The 20,016-nt window shown below is 63.3% G+C and carries 21 protein-coding genes; 13 read left to right on the top strand and 8 right to left on the bottom strand.

Going from position 1 to position 20,016, the window contains the following annotated elements; genetic code table 11:
* The first annotated feature begins 2 nt into the window (after positions 1–2).
* From AAFO90_RS02125 to AAFO90_RS02110, 4 genes are all read left to right on the top strand, one after another.
* The gene (locus tag AAFO90_RS02125) at positions 3–1,757 is read left to right on the top strand and encodes an FAD-dependent monooxygenase (RefSeq protein WP_347508343.1); all 1,755 of its coding nucleotides are present in this window, start codon (positions 3–5) and stop codon (positions 1,755–1,757) included.
* Between the two features lie 9 nt (positions 1,758–1,766).
* On the top strand, positions 1,767–2,648 hold the full coding sequence (locus AAFO90_RS02120; protein ID WP_347508342.1) for an intradiol ring-cleavage dioxygenase: 882 nt from the start codon (positions 1,767–1,769) through the stop codon (positions 2,646–2,648).
* On the top strand, positions 2,645–3,484 hold the full coding sequence (locus AAFO90_RS02115; RefSeq protein WP_347508341.1) for a 3-keto-5-aminohexanoate cleavage protein: 840 nt from the start codon (positions 2,645–2,647) through the stop codon (positions 3,482–3,484). Before AAFO90_RS02120 ends, AAFO90_RS02115 begins: the two co-directional genes overlap by 4 nt.
* 233 nt (positions 3,485–3,717) lie before the next feature.
* Entirely contained in the window at positions 3,718–4,407 is a 690-nt protein-coding gene (locus AAFO90_RS02110; protein WP_347508340.1) for a glutathione S-transferase N-terminal domain-containing protein, read from the top strand.
* Positions 4,408–4,520: 113 nt separating this feature from the next.
* On the opposite strand, the gene AAFO90_RS02105 is transcribed toward AAFO90_RS02110, so the two are convergent.
* The 4 genes from AAFO90_RS02105 to AAFO90_RS02090 form a co-directional block, all read right to left on the bottom strand.
* Positions 4,521–5,141 (bottom strand): inner membrane-spanning protein YciB, encoded by a 621-nt coding sequence (locus AAFO90_RS02105; RefSeq protein ID WP_347508339.1) that lies wholly within the window; start codon positions 5,139–5,141, stop codon positions 4,521–4,523.
* A gap of 36 nt (positions 5,142–5,177) precedes the next feature.
* Positions 5,178–6,080, bottom strand: coding sequence for an EamA family transporter (locus AAFO90_RS02100; protein WP_274828302.1), 903 nt, complete (start codon positions 6,078–6,080; stop codon positions 5,178–5,180).
* 67 nt (positions 6,081–6,147) lie between these two features.
* Positions 6,148–7,323 carry a signal recognition particle-docking protein FtsY gene (ftsY, locus tag AAFO90_RS02095; protein WP_347508338.1) on the bottom strand — a complete coding sequence of 392 codons (1,176 nt, stop codon included), beginning with the start codon at positions 7,321–7,323 and terminating at the stop codon, positions 6,148–6,150.
* Between the two features lie 76 nt (positions 7,324–7,399).
* Positions 7,400–8,044, bottom strand: coding sequence for a lysoplasmalogenase (locus AAFO90_RS02090; protein ID WP_347508337.1), 645 nt, complete (start codon positions 8,042–8,044; stop codon positions 7,400–7,402).
* A gap of 146 nt (positions 8,045–8,190) precedes the next feature.
* Between AAFO90_RS02090 and AAFO90_RS02085 the strand changes: the two genes are divergently transcribed.
* On the top strand, positions 8,191–9,213 hold the full coding sequence (locus AAFO90_RS02085; protein WP_347508336.1) for an alkane 1-monooxygenase: 1,023 nt from the start codon (positions 8,191–8,193) through the stop codon (positions 9,211–9,213).
* A gap of 43 nt (positions 9,214–9,256) precedes the next feature.
* Complete coding sequence (locus AAFO90_RS02080; RefSeq protein ID WP_237028416.1) at positions 9,257–9,646, top strand: hypothetical protein; 390 nt, start codon at positions 9,257–9,259, stop codon at positions 9,644–9,646.
* A 56-nt stretch (positions 9,647–9,702) separates the two neighbouring features.
* Here AAFO90_RS02080 and xseA read toward each other — a convergent pair whose 3' ends face one another.
* Entirely contained in the window at positions 9,703–11,247 is a 1,545-nt protein-coding gene (xseA, locus tag AAFO90_RS02075) for an exodeoxyribonuclease VII large subunit (RefSeq protein WP_347508335.1), read from the bottom strand.
* Positions 11,248–11,457: 210 nt separating this feature from the next.
* On the opposite strand from xseA, the gene purD reads away from it, so the two are divergent.
* The 4 genes from purD (at position 11,458) to AAFO90_RS02055 (ending at position 14,919) form a co-directional block, all read left to right on the top strand.
* A complete protein-coding gene (gene purD / locus AAFO90_RS02070; RefSeq protein ID WP_065270852.1) occupies positions 11,458–12,723 on the top strand; it encodes a phosphoribosylamine--glycine ligase in 1,266 nt (421 codons plus the stop codon).
* 83 nt (positions 12,724–12,806) lie between these two features.
* Positions 12,807–13,688: a bestrophin family ion channel gene (locus tag AAFO90_RS02065; RefSeq protein WP_274832448.1), complete on the top strand. Its 882-nt coding sequence runs from the start codon at positions 12,807–12,809 to the stop codon at positions 13,686–13,688.
* A 112-nt stretch (positions 13,689–13,800) separates the two neighbouring features.
* Positions 13,801–14,418 carry a LuxR C-terminal-related transcriptional regulator gene (locus AAFO90_RS02060; RefSeq protein ID WP_065270854.1) on the top strand — a complete coding sequence of 206 codons (618 nt, stop codon included), beginning with the start codon at positions 13,801–13,803 and terminating at the stop codon, positions 14,416–14,418.
* 6 nt (positions 14,419–14,424) lie between these two features.
* The gene (locus AAFO90_RS02055) at positions 14,425–14,919 is read left to right on the top strand and encodes a GNAT family N-acetyltransferase (protein WP_347508334.1); all 495 of its coding nucleotides are present in this window, start codon (positions 14,425–14,427) and stop codon (positions 14,917–14,919) included.
* Positions 14,920–15,049: 130 nt separating this feature from the next.
* On the opposite strand, the gene AAFO90_RS02050 is transcribed toward AAFO90_RS02055, so the two are convergent.
* Together AAFO90_RS02050 and AAFO90_RS02045 are read right to left on the bottom strand one after the other, a co-directional pair.
* On the bottom strand, positions 15,050–15,745 hold the full coding sequence (locus AAFO90_RS02050; RefSeq protein ID WP_347508333.1) for a VCBS repeat-containing protein: 696 nt from the start codon (positions 15,743–15,745) through the stop codon (positions 15,050–15,052).
* Between the two features lie 134 nt (positions 15,746–15,879).
* Positions 15,880–16,203 (bottom strand): 2Fe-2S iron-sulfur cluster-binding protein, encoded by a 324-nt coding sequence (locus tag AAFO90_RS02045; RefSeq protein ID WP_065270855.1) that lies wholly within the window; start codon positions 16,201–16,203, stop codon positions 15,880–15,882.
* Between the two features lie 153 nt (positions 16,204–16,356).
* Between AAFO90_RS02045 and AAFO90_RS02040 the strand changes: the two genes are divergently transcribed.
* The 3 genes from AAFO90_RS02040 (at position 16,357) to AAFO90_RS02030 (ending at position 18,207) form a co-directional block, all read left to right on the top strand.
* Complete coding sequence (locus AAFO90_RS02040; protein ID WP_347508332.1) at positions 16,357–16,770, top strand: OB-fold nucleic acid binding domain-containing protein; 414 nt, start codon at positions 16,357–16,359, stop codon at positions 16,768–16,770.
* 51 nt (positions 16,771–16,821) lie between these two features.
* A complete protein-coding gene (locus AAFO90_RS02035) occupies positions 16,822–17,430 on the top strand; it encodes a peptidoglycan-binding domain-containing protein (RefSeq protein WP_347508331.1) in 609 nt (202 codons plus the stop codon).
* Positions 17,431–17,538: 108 nt separating this feature from the next.
* On the top strand, positions 17,539–18,207 hold the full coding sequence (locus tag AAFO90_RS02030; protein WP_347508330.1) for a Crp/Fnr family transcriptional regulator: 669 nt from the start codon (positions 17,539–17,541) through the stop codon (positions 18,205–18,207).
* A gap of 305 nt (positions 18,208–18,512) precedes the next feature.
* Here AAFO90_RS02030 and AAFO90_RS02025 read toward each other — a convergent pair whose 3' ends face one another.
* Positions 18,513–19,943: a Do family serine endopeptidase gene (locus AAFO90_RS02025; protein WP_237028448.1), complete on the bottom strand. Its 1,431-nt coding sequence runs from the start codon at positions 19,941–19,943 to the stop codon at positions 18,513–18,515.
* Positions 19,944–20,016: the final 73 nt, after the last annotated feature.

Genomic DNA, 20,016 nt, shown 5'->3' with positions numbered 1-20,016 from the left:
ACATGGCTGACATCACCACAGAGGTTCTGATCATCGGCACCGGGCCTGCAGGGTCGGTCGCGGCGGCACTGTTGTCGAGCTATGGCATCGAGAATGTCGCGATCAATCGCTATCACTGGCTAGCCAATACCCCGCGCGCGCACATCACCAACCAGCGCACGATGGAGGTCCTGCGCGATCTGGGCAAAGAGGTCGAAGACGAGGTCTACCTCAACGCGATGGACCAGAGCATCATGGGCGAGAACGTCTTCTGCGAAAGCCTCGCCGGTGAGGAAATCGGCCGGATGAAATCCTGGGGCACCCATCCCCTGTCCAAGGCCGAGCACATGCTCTCCTCGCCGACCTTCATGAACGATCTGCCGCAGACCTTTATGGAGCCGATCCTGTTCAAGACCGCCTGTAAACGCGGCACCCGGGCGCGGATGAGCACCGAGTACAAAAGCCACGTGCAGGACGCTGAAGGTGTCACCACCACCTGCTATGACCGGATGACCGGGCAAGAGTTGACGATCCGCTCGAAATATCTGATCGGCGCCGATGGTGGCAATTCTCTGGTGGCCGAGAATGAAAACCTGCCCTTCGAAGGCCAGATGGGCGTCGGCGGCTCGATGAACATCGTGTTCCGGGCTGACCTGTCCAAATACGTCGCCCATCGTCCTTCGGTCCTTTACTGGGTGATGCAGCCCGGCGCGGATGTCGGCGGCATCGGCATGGGGCTGGTGCGCTGTGTGCGCCCGTGGAACGAATGGCTGATCGTCTGGGGCTATGACATCAACGAGCCCGCCCCCAACGTGGATGAGGCCATGGCGACGGATGTGGCCCGGCAGCTGGTGGGCGATCCCGAGCTTGAGATCGAATTGCTCAGCGCCAACACTTGGACGGTGAACGACACCTACGCCACCCAGATGTCGCGCGGACGTGTCTTTATCATGGGCGACGCTGCCCACCGCCACCCGCCGTCAAACGGTCTGGGCTCCAATACATCGATCCAGGATGCCTTCAACCTGGCGTGGAAACTTGCCGCCGTGGTCAAAGGTCAGGCCGGGGAACGGCTGTTGGAAACCTATTCCGAAGAGCGCGCGCCGGTGGCCAAGCAGATCGTCACCCGCGCCAACCAGTCCATCGGCGAATTCGGTCCCATCTTCGAGGCCCTTGGCATGACCGGCGGCACCGACATTACCAAGATCAAGGCCAACATGGACGCCCGCTGTGACTCCACCCCCGAAGCCGAGGCCCAGCGCGAGGCGCTGAACAAGGCCATCGCCTTCAAGAAGTACGAGTTCGATGCCCATGGTGTCGAGATGAACCAACGTTACCGGTCAGATGCGACCGTGACCGATGGTCAGATCGAGCCGGATTTCAAACTGGATGCCGACCTGCACTACCAGCCAACCACGTGGCCCGGGGCACGCATTCCCCATGCCTGGTTGTTCGACGCGGCGGGGCAGAAACACTCCACACTTGATCTGGCGGGCGGCGGTGCCTTCACCATCTTTACCGGCCTTGGCGGCGAAGCCTGGGTCGAAGCGGCCAGCAAGATCGCAAAGGAGTTCGGCATCACGCTCAACGCCCATGTCATCGGCCCGCGTCAGGAATACATGGATTACACCGGCGACTGGGCCCGCGCCCGCGAGGTCGGCGATAGCGGCTGCATCATCACCCGCCCCGACCAGCATGTCTGCTGGCGTCACGATGGCGCGCCCGACAATGCCGAGGCCAAGCTGACCCGCGTCTTCAAAACCATTCTGGCCCGATAGGAGGCGACAATGAGCGATCAGGAACAAGGGTATTTCACCGAAGAAAACTCAGCCGAGGTTGTCATCAGCCGCAATGCCAACGCCAAGAATGAACGCCTCGCCGAGGTCATGGCGGTGGTGACAAAGCATCTGCATGCCGCCGTGAAGGAGATCGAGCCAACGCAGGAGGAATGGTTCGAGGCGATCCAGTTTCTGACCAAGGTGGGCCACGCCTGCAACGACTGGCGGCAGGAGTTCATCCTGCTGTCCGACAGTCTGGGCGTCTCCATGCTGGTCGATGCGATCAACAACCGCAAACCCTCCGGCGCCTCGGAATCCACCGTCCTCGGCCCCTTCCACGTCGAGGACGCGCCGGAGCTGCCCATGGGCGCGGATATCTGCCTGGATCAGAAGGGTGAGCCGATGCTGGTCAAGGGCCGCATCACCGGCACCGATGGCCAACCCATCGCCAATGCCAAGATTGACGTCTGGCAGGCCAATGACGAAGGTTTCTACGACGTGCAGCAAAAGGGCCTTCAGCCCGATTTCAACCTGCGCGGCGTCTTCCGCACCGGGGCCGATGGCACCTATCATTTCAAAGGGGTGAAACCGAAATACTACCCGATCCCCGATGATGGCCCGGTGGGGCAGATGCTGACGCAACTGGGGCGCCACCCCTACCGGCCCGCGCATCTGCACTACATCCTCGAGGCAGACGGATTTGATACGCTGATCACCCATATCTTTGACCCGGATGATCCCTATATCCACTCCGATGCGGTCTTTGGCGTAAAGGAAAGCCTGCTGGCTAAGTTCGATCTGATCGAAGATCCCGCCCGGATCAGCGCAGCCGGTTTCGACCGCCCCTATTACGAGGTCTTGCACGACTTCGTGCTGGCGCCGAAATCATGACGGCGCCCTGCATCATCTGCGTGGCAATCACCGGCAGCTTGCCACGCAAGGAAAACAATCCCGCCGTGCCGATCACCGTCAGCGAACAGATCGAAAGCACCCATGAGGCTTTTGAAGCGGGCGCTGCCATCGTGCACGCCCATGTGCGCAACGACGATGAAACCCCCTCCAGCGATCCGGACAAGTTCGCAGCGCTGAAGGAAGGTATCGAAAAACACTGCTCGGGGATGATCATTCAGTTCTCCACCGGCGGGCGGTCCGGCGCGGGCAAGACGCGCGGCGGCATGCTGCCGCTTGCACCGGACATGGCGTCCTTGTCGGTGGGATCGAACAACTTTCCCAACCGGGTCTATGAAAACCCGCCGGATCTGGTCGACTGGCTCGCCTCTGAAATGCGCAGTTATCAGATCAAGCCCGAGATCGAGGCCTTTGATCTGTCGCATATCCTGAAGGCCTCCCAGATGCATGCGTCCGGGCAGATCACGGACACGCCCTATGTGCAGTTTGTCATGGGGGTGAAGAACGCCATGCCCGCGGACAAGGTGGTGTTCGATTTCTACGTCGAAACGGTAAAGCGCCTGTTCGGCGCGGACGCGCCCTGGTGCGCGGCTGGGATCGGGGCAAACCAATCCGTTCTCAACGAATGGTCCGTGGCCGCGGGCGGGCATGCCCGCACCGGGCTCGAGGATAATATCCGGCTCGACAAGGATCGCCTCGCCCCCTCGAACGCGGCGTTGGTGCAGCGAGTTGTGGCGCTATGTGAGCAGAATGGCCGCAGCGTTGCCGATGCCGCCACCGCGCGCCGGATCCTGGGCCTGCGCCAAGGCGCGCAGTAGCGCAGCATCGCGTGCAGCTTCCCCGGCCGTCCCAAGCCGACCGGGGAAGCCCTGATTGCGGCGTCCTCTTAGGTGCCGCGCCTTTCGTTCCTCCCCTCCCTCTGCTCCCAACAGCTGCCGCCTGCGATCACAGAGTTGTGCGCGCGCCGCTGGTCGTCTTGCTGCCCCGGGGCGATCTATGATCACATGGCGCATCCAATCGCAGGCGACACCGGAACAAGGGGAACAGGGCATTGCAGGAACCGATCGATCTTTACTACTGGCCAACGCCGAACGGCTGGAAGGTCTCCATCGCGCTTGAGGAAATGGGCCTCCCCTATCGGGTGCATCTGATCAATATCGGCAAAGGCGATCAGTTCGCGCCGGATTTCCTCAAGATCGCCCCCAACAACCGCATGCCCGCGATTGTCGATCCCGCTGGCCCGGGAGATGCGCCCCTCTCCCTGTTCGAAAGCGGCGCCATCCTGCAGTATCTCGCGCGCAAGACCGGACGCTTCTACGGCGCCGATGAACGGACGCGCCTAGTGGTGGATCAATGGCTAATGTGGCAGATGGGCGGGGTTGGCCCGATGGCTGGTCAGGCGCATCACTTCCTGAAATACGCGCCCCAGGACCTGCCCTATGCCAAGGACCGCTACAGGTCCGAGGTCGCCCGGATCTATGGCGTGCTGGACCGGCAGCTGGCCGAGAATGAATATGTGGCGGGGGATGAATTCACCATCGCCGATATGGCGATCTGGCCTTGGGCGTCGCTCTGGGAAGGACAGGAACAGACGCTTGAGGACAAACCGCATCTGGCCCGCTGGCTGGACCTTCTGTGGCAACGCCCCGGCCTGGTGGCAGGGCGTGCCCTCCACGCCGATCTGCGCGCCGACCGCTCGGACAGCAAGGCGCAGGAAATCCTCTTTGGCGGCAAGGGCTGACAGCGCCTTCATGATGCCAACCGCAGCGCGCCCTGCGCGCTGCCCGGCCCAAGGCTGTTTGTGGCGCATCCTTGATGCGCCACACAGGCGCGGGAGCCCTGCGCCCCGGAAATCTACGCCTTAGGGTCTTCGACCTCTTCGTCGTCCTCAAGACCGTATTTTTGCAGCAGCGGCCCCTGGGTCATGAAGAACAGGAACATCGCCACCGGCAGGCCGAAGGTCTTGAAATAGACCCATGTGTCAGTGGTGAAGAACCGCCAGATCACCTCGTTGGCCACGGCGAGCCCCAGGAAAAAACCGCAGATCCGCCGGGTGAGGATCATCCAGCCCGTCTCTTCCATCGGCATGACCTCTTCCATCACCACCTTCAGCCAGCTTTCGCCGCGCATCAGCCCGACGGCCAGCAGCCCGCCGAACAACAGGTAGATCATCGTCGGCTTCATCTTGAAGAACCGCTCGTCGTTGAACCAGACCGACAGCCCGCCGAACAGCACCACCAGCACCAGCGTCGCCAGCTGCATCTTGGACAGATGCCCGGTCAGCTTCCACAGGGCAGCGGTCGACATCATCATCAGCGGCACAAAGGCAGCTGTCACCAGGATGAAACCCTTGTATTCCTCGCCCCCGATCAGAAAGATCTCATCCTTCAGCTTTAGGTAACCGATGAAAAACAGCACGATGGGGCCGAACTCCAGCACCATCTTCAGGATCGGATTGATTTTCTTGCCAGCCATTGGCGCTCCTGTTCGGTTGTCTCCCGGCAGCCCTTGTCAGCCGCCCACTTCCACAATCACCGCGCCCAGCGCGATCAGGGACATCAGCGCGATCCGCCGCGGCCCCACGGTTTCTTTCAGCACCAGCCAGCCGATCAGCGCGGCAAAGACGGTCGAGGTTTCCCGCAGCACCGCCGCTTCGCCCACCTTATCGAGCCGCGTCGCCAGCATCACCGCCCCGAAAGAGGCAAAGGCCACCAGCCCGCCAAAGACGCCCCGGACCAAAAGCGGCCCCGGATCCGGGCGCTCTGCCATCTTGCGCCAGCGCAGGTAGGCGACCGGAGGCATGGCGATTGCGTCGATCATGAAGAACCAGGCCAGAAAGGTGAACGGGTTCGCGGTGGCGCGGATACCATATGCGTCATAGGTGGTATAAAGTGCCACAAACAGCCCCGTCAAAACCGCAAGGCCCAGCGCCACCATCAGCGTGTCGCGGTTGGTTTCCAGATAGCGGTAGTTATAGGCCGCCAAACCAAAAATCCCCATGAGCAGCACCGCAACGCCCATCCATTGCATCACCGTGAAGGTCTCGGAAAACAGGTAATAGGCGCCGATGACGGTGAATAGCGGGCCAGTGCCTCGGACCACCGGATAAACCACCGTGTAGCTGCCCTTGGTATAGGCCAGCGCTTGCAGCACCTTGTAGGCGACGTGAATGACCCAGACCACGGCGAAGATCGGCCACATATGCGGCTCGGGCCAGGGCACGACGAAAAGCGCGAACGGCGCTGCCATCAGCCCGTAGGAGGCGTCAATCGCCCCGCGTGACAGCCAGGGATCGTGTCGCCCTTTTTGAAGTGCACCAAAGACCGCGTGCAGGAAAGCCGCCATCAAGGCCAGCATTAGTGCAGCCTGGTGGCCCGCCTCGGTGCCCTCCAGCGAGATCAGCCAGTCGCTCATCCGCGGTGGCCCTCAGGGCGCGACGGCGCCGGGACAGTGGACCTCATCCGGCCGACGAACCGGCGGCTCAAGATCGGTCCAGCCCGGTCAGGGCCGCGGCAAATTCTTCTGGATCAAAGGGCGCAAGGTCATCGATCTGCTCACCCACACCGATGGCATGGATCGGCAGGCCGAACTTGTCCGCCAGCGCCACCAGCACGCCGCCCTTGGCGGTGCCGTCCAGCTTGGTCATCACCAGCCCCGAAACATCGGCCAGCTTCTGGAAGGTGTCGACCTGGTTCAGCGCGTTCTGGCCAGTGGTCGCATCCAGCACCAAAAGCGTATTGTGCGGCGCGGTCTCGTCCTTTTTGCGGATCACCCGCACGATCTTGGCCAGCTCCTCCATCAGGTCGGCGCGGTTCTGCAGCCGCCCGGCGGTGTCGATCAGCAACAGATCCGCCCCGTCCGCTTCGGCGCGGGCCATCGCGTCAAAGGCGAGGCTCGCCGGATCCGATCCTTCGGGCGCGGTCAGTACCGGCACCCCGGCGCGATCGCCCCAGACCTGCAGCTGTTCCACCGCCGCGGCGCGGAAGGTATCGCCGGCCGCGATCACCACGTTCTTACCCGCCGCCTTGAACTGGCTGGCCAGCTTGCCGATGGTGGTGGTCTTGCCGGATCCGTTGACGCCGACGACCAGCACCACCTGCGGTCGCTTGGCGTAGATCGGCAGTGGCTTGGCCACCGGCTCCATCACGCGGGCGATCTCGGCCGAGAGCAGTTCCTTGATCTCCTGCGTGGACAGGCGTTTTCCGAAACGGCCTTCGGCCATATTCGCGGTCACCCGCAGGGCCGTATCCACCCCCATGTCCGAAGCGATCAGCAGCTCTTCCAACTGCTCCAGCATATCGTCGTCCAGCACCCGGCGCGGCGCAGTGCCCCCGGCGCGCCCCATGAGCCGCCCCAGCAGCCCCGGCGATTTCTGCGGCTTTTCAGGCTCTGGTTCGGGGATTGGTTCAGCAACAGGTTTGGGGGCGGCGGGCTTCGGTTCAGTCGCGGCAGGCTGCGGCGTGGGCACCTCCTCCGCGACGGGCTGCGGTTCTTCCGATACAGCCTCGGACGCGGCTTCAGGTGCAGCGGCATTCTCGACTGCAGCCTTATCCTCGGCCTTATCGTCGGCCCCTTCTGCAACAATTGCATCCAGCCCATCCTCCAGTTTCGAAGAGGATTTGAACAACCGGTCCTTGAGCTTTGTGAAAAACGCCATCGGGGTCTCCGCAGTAAGTCTGTAACTCACCTAATGCGGTTTGCTCGCGGTTGCAAAGCGGATGACAGCCCTGAGGTCAGGAAAATGCATACCAAAAGCCAAGCTGGGCGCCCCAATAGAGCGGCCAGACCGCATAGGGGGCAATCCGGCGAAACCGGTGCCCCTCCGGCAGTACGAAGGTTTCAAAGGCCAGAACCACGTCCGATGCGACAAAGGCAAGGGCAGCAGGCAGCGCCCAGACCAACGCGCCCTGCCCAGGCAGGGTGGCGGCAGCCGCCCCCATCGACAGGATGATCGGGATATAGGCCAGCACCGCGCCCTTCAGCGCCCCTGCGCGCGGCGCAAGTACCCGCACCATGATACCGCCCAGAAGGACCAGAGCGGTCAAGATGAGAAGGCCTGACATCTGCAAGAGCCGCCCGGGATCGCTTCCCGGCGTGCTGAGGAACAGCACAACATAGGCCAGATGCCCGGCGGCAAAGGCCCCGACCCCGGCCATGAAGGCACCCTCGCCCTCGCGGGACAGGCAGTAATCGCCCAGCGCGCAGAGCAGCAACCCCAGCGCCAGCAGGACCGGTGCCCCGGCAATCAGCCCCAGCAAAGCCAGCAAGGCAACAGAGGAGGTTTTGAGAATACTGCGCAGCAGCCCTGCGGGGCGTGCCGTGAAAAACAGATAGGCCAGCGCGCAGCCTGCCGCGGCACTCAGCAATACGGTTTCCATTCTGGCCTCTCTCCCCTGCCTCATCTTGCTGCGGCGGATGCAGCGCGTCATTGCCCCGCATGCTTGCCCGAGGCGATGGCTTCGGTCAAAGGTAACCAAGGGAAAAGCACGCCTTCATCCCTTTGCACCTGCACAAGGACCGCCCCATGTTCTGGTTTTCCATTGCCAGCCTGACGCCGCCCGTTCTGATCGGGCTTGCCAGCCTCTGGGGCGGGGTCTGGAGCTGGGCAGCCCTTGGATCCATGTCCGCACTGGTGCTGGTACTGGACCGGATCGGGCGACAGGCGCGGAACCACAGCGGCGCGCGCGGTGCAGTGCTGCTTCAGGTCGTTCTGGCCCTTGCCCATATTGCCCTGCTGCTGCCCGTGGCAACGGCGCTGCCCCGGATCGGCTGGGGCGCGACGGTTCCACTGGTTCTGGCGCAGGGGCTGTTCATGGGACAGATCTCGCACCCCAACGCGCATGAGCTGATCCACCGACCGGGCCGGGCTTTGCGCCGCCTCGGCGTACTGGTCTATGCCACCATGCTGATCGGGCACCATGCCTCTGCGCATCTGAAGGTGCATCATGTGCATGTAGCTACCCCACAGGACCCCAATACGGCCCGGCGCGGCGAAGGCTTTTACCGGTTCCTGCCGCGGGCGTGGATTGGCTCTTTTCGCGCAGGGCTGGCTGCTGAAAACGCCGCGCGGCAGCGCAAGCAGGTCCCCCCTTCGACCCTCAGCCATCCTTATGTGGCCTATATCGCTATCGCCGTACTGTGCTGTGCGGCTGCCTATCTGGCGGGCGGGATCATCGCCCTCTTTCTTTTCCTGTTTGCCACAGCCCATGCGCAGATGCAGATCTTTCTGGCCGATTACGTGCAGCACTACGGGCTGCTGCGCCAAACCCGTGACACGGGCCGCCCGGTGCCCGTCGGGCCGCAGCATTCCTGGAACGCACCGCATTGGTATTCTTCGGCGATGATGCTGAACGCGCCGCGCCATTCCGACCACCACGTCGTGCCCGCCCGCCGGTTCCCCGAACTGCGGCTCACGCCCGATATGCCGACACTGCCGCATTCCCTGCCCGTGATGGGCGCGATTGCGCTGATCCCCTCCCTCTGGCGGCGCAAGATGGGGCGGGAACTGGCCAAACTAAGCGGCAAGCGGTCCGAAGGCTTGGACTGAGCCCCACCTGTCTGGCACACTTCACTCCATGCGGACCTTGTTGATGATTCCCCTCTGCGCTTTGCTGGCTGTCCCCGGGATGGGCAAAGCCGCTGAGCCGATGGGCGCTGAGGAGTTCGACAGCTACACACGGGGCAAGACGCTGTTCTATGGCTTTGATGGCACCGCCTACGGGGTAGAACGCTATCTGCCGAACCGCCGTGTCATCTGGTCCTTCCTCGATGGCCGCTGTCAGGAAGGGCACTGGTACCAGCAAGCCGATCAGATCTGTTTCCTCTATGAGGACCGCAATGATCCCCAGTGCTGGCGGTTCTCCCTTACCCCCAACGGTCTCAGCGCGCGGTTCCAGAATGACCCCGAAGCCACCGAGCTTTATGAGGCCGAGGATATCGGCGAAGAGATGATCTGCCTCGGCCCTGACGTCGGGGTCTGACGCGCGCTCACTCCGCGCCGAATAGTGAGGTACGGGTCGGCAGGATCAAATTGCTATCAGAACAGCGATCCCTGCTCCCCATCATCCGGGGTGCTCTTGGGTTTGGCCTTGGGCTTGCTGGCCTTTGGCTTGGCTGTCGACGCCCCCCCTCCGCCTGTCTTTGCGGCTGGCGCAGGTGCACCGCCCAGATCGAGCCGTCCGTCTTTGAACTCGATTTCCAATGGCCCCGCTGTTTCGGCCGCGGCGCGGGTGGTGATGACGGTCTGACCGGACCGCACCACAGCATAGCCACGCTCCAGCGTTGCCTTGTAGCTGAGGATCTCAAGCTGCCGCCCCGCCGCCGAAAGCTGTTGCCGCTGCCGGTCAAGCCGTTGCCGCTGCACAGTGTCCAGCCGCTGTCCCAGCTGGGTGATCCGATCCTGACGCCGCTGGATTTCCTGCTGGATGGGTCGCAAAGACAGCCGCGATGACAGGTTGCGTAAACGGTCCGTCCGCCCCGCCACAAGCTGCCGCAGGGTGGAGGGGCGCAGGCTTGCTGCCGCCTCGCTCAGCTGCACGCGGCGGCGCTGCACCACCGAGGTCAGCGCACGCGGCAAGCCATCGCTGGCCTGATCCAGCCGCTGCCGTGGCGTTTCCAGCAAGGTTTCCGGGCGGGGCAAGGCGCGCGACAGGTCATTCAGGCGTTGGCGACGCAGCTGCACCGCCTGCCCTGCGGCACGCGCCAGCCGGGCACCCTGATTCTCGCTCCAGCCCAGAAGATCCAGCCGCACCGGCACCGCCAGCTCGGCCGCCGCCGTCGGCGTCGGCGCCCTACGGTCCGATACAAAATCAATGAGAGTGGTGTCGGTTTCGTGCCCAACGGCAGAGATCAGCGGAATATCCGAGGCCGCTGCTGCCCGGGCCACGATTTCCTCGTTGAAGCCCCAGAGATCCTCGATCGAGCCACCGCCGCGCGCCACGATGATCAGATCGGGGCGCGGCAGAGCGCCGCCCGGGGTCATGCGGTTGAAACCTTCGATGGCGCGGGTCACCTCCGGGGCGCAATTGCTGCCCTGAACGGCAACTGGCCAGACCAGAACCTTGCGCGGGAACCGGTCCCGCAGCCGGTGCAGGATATCGCGGATCACCGCCCCCGAAGGCGAGGTCACGACCCCGATGATTCCCGGCAGATAAGGCAGCGGCTTCTTGCGCTCAGGCGCGAACAAACCCTCGGCCTCAAGCTGTTTTTTGCGTTTTTCCAGCAGCGCCATCAGCGCGCCCTGCCCGGCGACCGCGACTTCTTCGACGTTCATGTTGTACTTGGACTGCGCCCCGAAGGCCGTGAGGCGGCCGGTGACGATCACCTCAAGCCCCTCTTCGGGCACCACCGACAGACCCGCGACCTGACCTTTCCAGGTGGTACAGGCCAGCACATTCCGGTCGTCCTTGATGTCGTAATACAGATGCCCCGAACGCGCCTTGAACACCCGCCCTACCTCGCCGCGTACACGGATCCGGCCAAAGGTGCTTTCGAGGGTGCGTTTCACCTCACCCGAGATCTCGGAAACGGTGAATTCCGGCGCGTTCTGACCGGGGGTGGGATCGTCGAGCAGGTCGGACATCGGCGGATCTTTCGGACTGTTATCTGGGCAGTTGAGGTGACGGCAGGCCTGCGACCATACGCAGTTCTTGTTTTACAGGCCCGCGCAGCATAGAACCCGCGACAAGCATGGCAAGCCCCCGGCGCAGGTGTCATTTCCTGCTCCAGACAGGCCGCTGCCGCATGGCGATATACGCTCCGGTTCCGGGGCGGACAGACCGGAGAAGACGCGATGAATATCCTTATCCTTGGCAGTGGCGGGCGCGAACATGCTCTGGCCTGGGCGGTGATGCAGAACCCCAAATGCGACAAGCTGATCGTGGCGCCGGGCAATGCGGGCATTGCCCAGATCGCCGATTGTGCCAGCCTTGATATCGAGCAAGGCGGCGCGGTGGTGACCTTTGCCGAGGAAAACGCCATCGATTTCGTCATCGTCGGCCCCGAGGCGCCGCTGGCCGCTGGTGTTGCCGACCGGCTGCGCGAAGCGGGCATTCTGGTCTTTGGCCCCTCGCAGGCGGCAGCGGAACTGGAAGCCTCCAAAAGCTTTACCAAGGAGATCTGCGACGCGGCCAAGGCGCCGACCGCAGCCTATGGCCATTTCACCGATGCCGAGGCCGCCAAGGCCTATGTGAAGCAACAAGGCGCCCCCATCGTGGTCAAGGCCGACGGTCTGGCGGCAGGCAAGGGCGTCATCGTCGCGATGGATGAACAGACCGCGCTGGATGCCATCGAGGACATGTTCGGTGGCAGCTTCGGCGGCGCCGGCGCCGAGGTGGTGATCGAGGAGTTCATGGAGGGCGAGGAAGCCTCGCTTTTCGTACTGGTGGATGGCGAGGACGTGCTGTCCATCGGCACCGCGCAGGATCACAAACGCGTCGGCGAAGGCGATACGGGCCTCAACACCGGCGGCATGGGCGCCTATTCCCCGGCCCCCGTGCTATCGGCCGAGATCGAAGCCCGCGCCATGGAAGAGATCGTCAAACCCACCATGGCCGAGATGGCCCGGCGCGGCGCGCCTTATCAGGGCGTTCTTTATGCAGGCCTGATGATCAAGGACGGCCAACCGCGTCTGGTGGAATACAACGTGCGCTTTGGCGATCCGGAATGTCAGGTTCTGATGATGCGTCTTGGCGCCCAGGCGCTCGACCTGATGCACGCCGCCGCCGAAGGCCGCCTGAGTGACGCGCAGGTGAACTGGGGCGATGACCACGCCATCACCGTTGTCATGGCGGCAAACGGCTATCCCGGCTCTTACGAAAAAGGCACCGAGATCGGCGGCCTGGATGCCCTGCCCGAGGACAGCAGCAACATGGTCTTCCATGCCGGCACCAAGGCAGACGGCGGCAAGGTTCTGGCCAATGGCGGCCGGGTGCTGAACGTCACCGCCCGCGGCGACAGCCTGGCTGAAGCCCGCGACCGGGCCTATGCGATGGTCGACCAGATCGACTGGAAAGACGGGTTCTTCCGCCGTGACATCGGCTGGCGCGCCCTGTCGTAGCAGGTACAGTTTCCGGGGGCTGCCGACCTGGTCCGGGGCAGCCCTCAGTTGACCACTCCCACTTTTGTTGAAGGACCCTGCCGATGATCCTGCGCGAAAAGCCCGGCATTGTGGCGTTGCTGTTTGCGGTGCGTGGCTCTGTCCTGCCCCGCATACTGCCGCGCATTCTTGCGGTCTCCGCACTGGCCGCTGTGGTGGTCTGGCTGGACGGAAATATTCTTGCGCTGCCCCACACCAACGCCGCGCCCTTTGCGGTCTTCGGCGTGGCCCTGTCGCTGTTTCTCGGTTTTCGCAACAACGCCGCCTATGAACGCTGGTGGGAGGGGCGCTGCCTCTGGGGGCAGCTGCTGGCCGATCTGCGGGCGCTTGGCCGCGATGCGGAGCTGTTCCTGCCGCAGCGCGAAGATCGGCAGCAGCTGTTGCGACTGGCGCTGGGGTTCATCCACCTGCACCGGATCAATCTGCGCAAATCATCGGATTTCACCCAGGCAAACGCATGGGCCGGTGAGGATTTCTCGCAAACGCCGCATCCGCCCTGCGCCGTGATGAACCGGATGACGACATTGGCCGCAACATCCGCGCCCGACGGGTTTGCCCGCAAGGCGCTGTCAGAGCGCCTGTCCTCGATCACCCTGGCCCAGGCCGGATGCGAACGGATCGCCGCGACGCCTCTGCCTTACGTCTACTCGCTGCTGGTGTTCCGGACCACCTATCTCTACTGCCTGCTGATCCCCTTTGCGCTGCTGGAAAGCACCGGCTGGATGACCCCCGTCTTTGTCGCCATCGTGGCCTATGTGTTCTTCGGCCTTGCCGAGGTGACCGAGGAATTGTCGCACCCATTCGGCGAAACCGTTAACGGCCTGCCGCTGGATGCGGTGTGCCGGACGGCCGAGATTTCTCTATGCGACCATCTGGAGCAAACCCCGCCCGCGCCGATGACACCGCAGAACTATATCCTGACCTGAGAGCGCGCCCATTGCCCGGCACACCCTGCGGCTTTTGCGCTGTCTATAAGTGTTTTCAGCGGCTTTGCGGTAGGTTACTAACTTGGGTCAAGCCTGGGAGGCACAATGCACAATGGACAAACACCCGGATCCCGCCACGCTGGACAGGCTCTATGCCGACCGCGATCTGGCACAACTTGCCTTTGAATATTCCCCCGTCGGCATCGTGGTGACGGAAAACCGCGTGCTGCGGGAATGCAATCAACGCTTCTGCGACATGTTTGGTTATGCCCGCGAAGAGCTGCTGGACCAGCTGTTTTCCTTCCTCTACCCGTCGGATGAAGAGTTCCAGAACCTGCGAAACCGCGGTGACAAGAGCCTTGGACAGGGCAATCCCTACTGGGACGAGCGGGTGATGAAGCGCAAGACCGGGGATCTGTTCTGGGTGCGGGTGCGGGGCCATACCTTTACCCCAGATGAGCCGCTGGGCCGCGCGGTCTGGAGCTTTGCCGATCTGTCGGGCGTGCGCCCCTATCAGCCGCTCACCCGGCGCGAACGCGAGGTCTATTCGCTGCTGCGTGAAGGCAAGACCAGCAAGGAGATCGCCCGGATCCTGACGCTCAGCTATCGCACGGTCGAGGTGCACCGGGCGCGGCTTCTGAAAAAGGTTGGAGCCAACAATACCGCCAGCCTGTTCTCCTCGCTCGGGGACATCGGCGGCGATCACGTGGTGGGCGGCAACAGCCCGTGACCGACGATGCCTGACGCGCCACGCCTGACACCAGAACAGCTGACACCAGAGCGCCTGACCGCGTCGGATGCACGTCTTGAGGTGGTTCTCGACCTGATCCGGCGCAGCTTTGCCTTCATGGAGGGGCGCATTGACCCGCCCTCCTCGATGCGGCGTCTGACGGTAGAGGCGCTGCAGGAACAATGCCGACGCGGCGAGATCTGGATCCTTGGCACGCCGCCCTTGGCCTGCGTGTTCCTGACCCCGAAACCGGACTGTCTGTATCTTGGAAAACTGGCGGTGGAGGAAAGCAGCCGCGGAGCCGGTCTGGCGCGCATTCTGGTGGATCACGCCGCCCAGCGGGCAAGGGAACTGGGCCTGCCCGCCGTGGAGCTACAAACCCGCGTGGAGCTGGAGGAAAACCATCAGGCCTTTTCACGGCTGGGATTTGTGCAGGTCAGCGCCACGGCGCATTCCGGCTATGACCGGCCAACCTCGCTGACATTTCGTCGCCCTGTCTGAGGCTGCCCTGTCTGAAGGTGTATCGTCGCCCTCCCGTCCGCTGAGGCACATTCACGGAATGCTTCCAGCCCTTGGGCCCGGCGCCGCCTGGTGGTGCAGCGCTCCCACGCTCCTCGGCGGGCATGCCGCCTTATTCGCAGGTTAGGGCATCCTCAACCGACTGCGTCCCGGAAAAGGGGCCAATGTCGCGGGTCTTGATCCCCGCGACGGTCAGGCGAGAGGCCATGATGCGGGACCAGCTGGCATTGGCGGTCACAATCTCGGGGCCGTTTTCACAGTTGCGAATGCCGGAGGTGATGAAATCCTGCCCGATCCGGTGATTGGTTACCCCCGGCAGGTTTGCAACCTCGGTCAGCGTCCTGCCGTCATAGCGCCAGATGCGCAGTGTCTTGGCCAGATGCGGTCGGTCGATATAGGCAAGCTCCACATGGCCATCGCCATCCAGATCTGCAGCGCCGATAGGGGCCAGCCAGCGGTTGCTTTGCCCGATGTGTGGCGTCTCCGCGATCTTCCCATCAGCGCCATAAAGCGCCAGCGCCGCCCCCCGCGCCATATCCGTTTCCACGACCATGACGGCGTCGGCACGGCCATCCAGTGACAGATCCACGAGGCGCGGTTTCAGATCTTCGAACACGTGATCCTTGGGTAATTCGATCTCGACACGCATGGCGGTGCCATTCGGGCCTGCAAATGTCAGGGAAAGACCGGACCATTCTACCCCGTCCCCCAGCACGCCATGGGCATAGCGTGTCGTCGGGCCGGTATACTCGGCGGACAGGATCTCGCTTCCGCTCGGGTACCAATGAGCGATGTCATTTTTTCCCATTTGCGCAGTGGCCGAACCGCTGCCAAAAACTCCCCCGCACAGGAGCCACAGGCACAACACCTGCCCGGCGCGGCGAATGGACCGGGGCCAGGATCGTAACGGCAGACGCCGCGCTCCCATCCCCGGCAACTTCATCAGATCTGCTTTTCGGGCATCTTTACAACGAGACCGTCCAGAGCATCCGTCACCTTCAGCTGACAGGTCAGACGGGAGCGCTCGGGATCGGGCTCAAAGGCGAAATCCAGCATGTCCTCTTCCATGTCGTCCTTGGCGGGTAGCTTCTCGACCCAGGCAGGATCGACATAGACGTGGCAGGTAGAGCAGGCACAGGCGCCGCCGCAGTCGGCTTCGATCCCCGGAATATTGTTATCCCGCGCGCCTTCCATCACGGTCAGCCCGTTGGCCACTTCCACAACATGCTCGGTGCCGTTGTGCTCGACATAGGTAATCTTTGCCATGGTCGTTTCTTCCCCTTCTCGGTCCTTCCCGCCTGTTTATCCAAGGCCCCGCCGCTGCACCAGTCCAATCTGCCCTGACCCGGGCCAGGGGTGGACTTTGGTGGCAAATGTTCTATTTTTGTTCTAAAATATCCAAACCACCAAAGCGCCACGATGACACCCGCCCTACCACAGCAAAGCCGCACCGCCCCCGGATGGCCCCGCCCGCCCGCCTGTCTGCAGGCCGACCGGTTGGAGCGGGTGCCGCAACAGGCCCGCGTCACGGTGGCCGGGCTGGTGATCCTGCGCCAGCGCCCCGGCACCGCCAAGGGGGTGATCTTCATCACGCTGGAGGATGAAACCGGAGTGGTGAATGTCATCGTCTGGCGCAAGGTATACGAAGCCTACCGCCGCGCCGTCATTTCCGGGCGGCTTCTGCGGATCACCGGCCGCCTGCAACGCGGCGACGGTGTCACCCATGTGATTGCCGAAGGGATCGAGGATATCTCGGGCATGCTGGACATCCTGCTGAGCCGTCAGGGACGCAGCGAGGACCCGGCCTTTGCGCCAGTGCAGAAAATGGACTAACCTGCGGTAAAACCCGCCGGTCTGCCTGCAGACCCTCAGAGGTCCGAGCATATGATCAGCGCCCCCTTGCCGAGGCTCCAGATACGACAGCTGAAACGCCCGTCGATGCCGCCCCAGATAAGACATCTGGCAGGGTTGCTGCGGCGGCCCCCGCTCCAGTCCTCGGTCATCCTTCTGACATTCGCAGCGCTCAGCGCCTGTACACCGGCCAGTGCTCCCGGCACCGGCGCCGATGCGCGCTCCCGACCTGCCGCTCCGCCCGGCGCAGCGCCGGACAGTTGCTGGGACCGCCATGTCAGCCCCGCCATCATCGAAACGGTAACTGTCCAGGTTTTGGCCGAGCCGGAACAGCGCGACGCCGATGGCCGGATTGTTCAGCCCGCTGTCTTCCGCACCGAAACCCGGCAGGACATCGTGCGCCCGCGCACCGAAAGCTGGCTGCAGATCACCTGCCCCGTCGACATGACGCCGGACTTCATCGCCTCGCTACAGCGCGCCTTGGCCGTGCGGGGGCACTACAAGGGCAGCGTTACCGGCAAGCTGGACCGGCCCACGCGGCAGGCGATCCTGCGCTATCAGCAGCGACACGGCCTTGAGAGCCACATCCTGTCGCTGGACAGCGCCCGCCGTCTGGGCCTGATCGCGATCCCGAAATCGTAAGCGCAACAGCAGTTCCCCGCCCGCCCCGCCTCTGATAGTGTCTGGCGCAAAAGACCGTACCGGCGCCGGACAACGGCATGCCGGGCAAACCTCTGCGGAGATGACACGATGCGACATGACCGCCTGCCGGAAACAGGGTTCCTTTCCGGGGCCTCGGCGCCGCTGCGGCAGATGCTGGAAAGCCAGGCCAGTGACATCCGGCTGTCCCAAGGCGAAGTTCTGTTCGAACAAGGCGATACCGGCGATGCGCTTTATGCCATCATCGAGGGCGCCCTGGAGTTCTCGATCCTGTCCATCGCGGGACGCAAACTGACGCTCGATCTGATGCGCCCCGGAGCGGTGTTTGGAGAGATTGCCCTGTTTGATCCGGGCGCTCGCACCGCGACAGTCACCGCCAGTGAGCCCAGCCGTATCCGGCGACTGCGCAATCGGGATGTGCTGGCTCAGATCCAGCAACATCCCGAACTGGCCGGGGACCTGTTGCGACTGGCGGGGCAGCGCATGCGCTGGATGAATGCACAGCTGAACGAACAGGTGTTTCTGCCGATGCCGGTCCGGCTGGCCCGCAAATTGCTGTACCTTACCCCGGACAGCGGCGACGGGCGACTGGGGCTGTCGCAAAGTGAGCTTGCCGAATTCGTCGGCGCCACCCGCGAGGCGGTGTCGAAAACACTGTCGAACTGGAAACGCAGCGGCATCATCGAAATCAACCGCGGCGCCCTGCAGATCCTCGACCGCACAGCCCTGGGCCTGCTGGCGGAACCGGAACTGATCTAAGCCAAACAATCCAAAAACACATTTTCTGACATTGGTGTGAACTGGGTCACAGAGCCGGGACCGCTGATCTGCGAAGGTCATTTCAAGGGCAGGCATTTACCGTTCCATCCCAATGCCCGCCTGTACCTACAAGAGCCATGTGCCCGCCAGCACATGGCTCTTTTCTATTCGCGCCCAGAGCCCAGAGCCCAGAGCCCAGAGCCCAGCGTGGCGCCACCCGCCTCCGGCCCCAAATAGAAAAGGCCGGGACAATGCCCGGCCTTTTGCACGAAGTCCTGCGCCGCGCCCGGCGACAGGCCCGCGGATTATTCCGCCAGATTGAGCGCCACGAAACGCGGCTCACCGTTGCGGCGGACCAGCAGCAGGAGCGACTTGCGGCCTGCTTCCTTGGCCTCGTCGATACGGGCCTCCAGATCGCTGATGCCAGAGAGTTTCTGCTGCCCGGCTTCGGTGATCACATCACCTGCGCGCAGCCCCTTCTCCCAGGCTTCCGAGGTTTCGTCGACCGACAGGATCACCAGACCATTGGTGCCTTCGGGGACATTCAGCTCACCACGTAGCTGGTCGTTCAGAACGCCAACCGACAGACCCAGAAGCTGCTTCTCGGTCTGCTCCTGCGGGGTATCGTCCCCACCGGCAGGACCGGCCTTGCGCTCGGCATCTTCACGACGACCCAGCGTGACCTTGAGCGTCTCAGTCTTGCCTTCACGGTAGACGATCACGCGCACGGTCTTGCCGACTTCGGTGTTACCCACGGTGCGCACCAGGCTGCGGGTGTCTTCGACATCGTTGCCGTCAAAGCTGAGGATCACATCGCCCGCCAGCATGCCAGCCTCTTGTGCCGGACCTTCGGGAACGTCTGTAACCAGAGCGCCTTTGGCTTTGTCCATGCCCATCGCCTCGGCCACGTCACTGGTCACGTCCTGGATCCGCACACCCAGCCAGCCACGGCGGGTTTCGCCGAATTCCTTCAGCTGTTTAACCACCTTGCTGACCACGTTCGACGCCATCGAAAAGCCAATCCCGATGGAGCCGCCATTAGGCGACAGGATCGCGGTGTTCACGCCGACAACCGAACCATCCATGTTGAACAGCGGCCCGCCCGAGTTGCCCCGGTTGATGGCTGCGTCCGTCTGAATGTAGTCGTCATAGGAACCCGAAAGTTCCCGGTTACGAGCGGAGACGATACCGGCCGACAGGGAGAACCCCTGCCCCAGTGGGTTGCCCATGGCAATCACCCAGTCGCCGACACGGGCGGTGTCGCTGTCGCCAAAGGTCACGAATTTCAGCGGCATCGGCGCATCGACCTTCAGCAGGGCGATATCGGTGTTGGGGTCGGTGCCGACCACCTTCGCCGGGAGCGGCTGCGCAGGCTGACCGTCGCCCGGGAAGAATTCGATCTCGATCTCGTCGGCGGATTCGATCACGTGGTTGTTGGTGACGATGTAGCCGTCTTCGGAGATCACGAAGCCGGAGCCAAGTGCCGAAGAGCGGCGCGGACGGTCATTGCCGCCATTGCTTCCATTGCGGTCCTGGAACTCGCGAAAGAAATCTTCGAAGGGAGAGCCTTCGGGGACGATCCCCTGTGGACCAGACCGGCCTTCGATCACGGTCGTGGTGGTGATGTTGACTACAGCAGGGCTGACTTTTTCCGCCAGCGGTGCCAGGCTTTCGGGGCGGGCCTGGGCCATCAGGACCTGGGCCAGTACCATGATGCTGCTGATCAGGGCGAGCATCAGAAGCCGCCACGGCGCCCCTGTCCTGTCCTGCGCATCCGAATAAGAAATTGCCTGTGCTTGCACGGCACTA

It is taken from the genome of Phaeobacter sp. CAU 1743 (assembly GCF_039839315.1).
In the GTDB taxonomy this organism is placed as follows: Bacteria; Pseudomonadota; Alphaproteobacteria; order Rhodobacterales; family Rhodobacteraceae; genus Phycobacter; species Phycobacter gallaeciensis_A.
Note: the sequence above shows the minus strand (reverse complement) of the source record. Positions and strands in the feature narration are given on the sequence as shown.

What these genes read in the sequence shown, in the direction of transcription:
- AAFO90_RS02125 (WP_347508343.1), top strand. Translation starts at nt 3, where the DNA reads ATGGCTGACATCACCACAGAGGTTCTGATCATCGGCACCGGGCCTGCA.
- AAFO90_RS02120 (WP_347508342.1), top strand. Translation starts at nt 1,767, where the DNA reads ATGAGCGATCAGGAACAAGGGTATTTCACCGAAGAAAACTCAGCCGAG.
- AAFO90_RS02115 (WP_347508341.1), top strand. Translation starts at nt 2,645, where the DNA reads ATGACGGCGCCCTGCATCATCTGCGTGGCAATCACCGGCAGCTTGCCA.
- AAFO90_RS02105 (WP_347508339.1), bottom strand. Translation starts at nt 5,141, where the DNA reads ATGGCTGGCAAGAAAATCAATCCGATCCTGAAGATGGTGCTGGAGTTC.
- AAFO90_RS02100 (WP_274828302.1), bottom strand. Translation starts at nt 6,080, where the DNA reads ATGAGCGACTGGCTGATCTCGCTGGAGGGCACCGAGGCGGGCCACCAG.
- ftsY (WP_347508338.1), bottom strand. Translation starts at nt 7,323, where the DNA reads ATGGCGTTTTTCACAAAGCTCAAGGACCGGTTGTTCAAATCCTCTTCG.
- AAFO90_RS02090 (WP_347508337.1), bottom strand. Translation starts at nt 8,044, where the DNA reads ATGGAAACCGTATTGCTGAGTGCCGCGGCAGGCTGCGCGCTGGCCTAT.
- AAFO90_RS02085 (WP_347508336.1), top strand. Translation starts at nt 8,191, where the DNA reads ATGTTCTGGTTTTCCATTGCCAGCCTGACGCCGCCCGTTCTGATCGGG.
- AAFO90_RS02080 (WP_237028416.1), top strand. Translation starts at nt 9,257, where the DNA reads ATGATTCCCCTCTGCGCTTTGCTGGCTGTCCCCGGGATGGGCAAAGCC.
- xseA (WP_347508335.1), bottom strand. Translation starts at nt 11,247, where the DNA reads ATGTCCGACCTGCTCGACGATCCCACCCCCGGTCAGAACGCGCCGGAA.
- purD (WP_065270852.1), top strand. Translation starts at nt 11,458, where the DNA reads ATGAATATCCTTATCCTTGGCAGTGGCGGGCGCGAACATGCTCTGGCC.
- AAFO90_RS02065 (WP_274832448.1), top strand. Translation starts at nt 12,807, where the DNA reads ATGATCCTGCGCGAAAAGCCCGGCATTGTGGCGTTGCTGTTTGCGGTG.
- AAFO90_RS02060 (WP_065270854.1), top strand. Translation starts at nt 13,801, where the DNA reads ATGGACAAACACCCGGATCCCGCCACGCTGGACAGGCTCTATGCCGAC.
- AAFO90_RS02055 (WP_347508334.1), top strand. Translation starts at nt 14,425, where the DNA reads ATGCCTGACGCGCCACGCCTGACACCAGAACAGCTGACACCAGAGCGC.
- AAFO90_RS02050 (WP_347508333.1), bottom strand. Translation starts at nt 15,745, where the DNA reads ATGGGAAAAAATGACATCGCTCATTGGTACCCGAGCGGAAGCGAGATC.
- AAFO90_RS02045 (WP_065270855.1), bottom strand. Translation starts at nt 16,203, where the DNA reads ATGGCAAAGATTACCTATGTCGAGCACAACGGCACCGAGCATGTTGTG.
- AAFO90_RS02040 (WP_347508332.1), top strand. Translation starts at nt 16,357, where the DNA reads ATGACACCCGCCCTACCACAGCAAAGCCGCACCGCCCCCGGATGGCCC.
- AAFO90_RS02035 (WP_347508331.1), top strand. Translation starts at nt 16,822, where the DNA reads ATGATCAGCGCCCCCTTGCCGAGGCTCCAGATACGACAGCTGAAACGC.
- AAFO90_RS02030 (WP_347508330.1), top strand. Translation starts at nt 17,539, where the DNA reads ATGCGACATGACCGCCTGCCGGAAACAGGGTTCCTTTCCGGGGCCTCG.
- AAFO90_RS02025 (WP_237028448.1), bottom strand. Translation starts at nt 19,943, where the DNA reads ATGCTCGCCCTGATCAGCAGCATCATGGTACTGGCCCAGGTCCTGATG.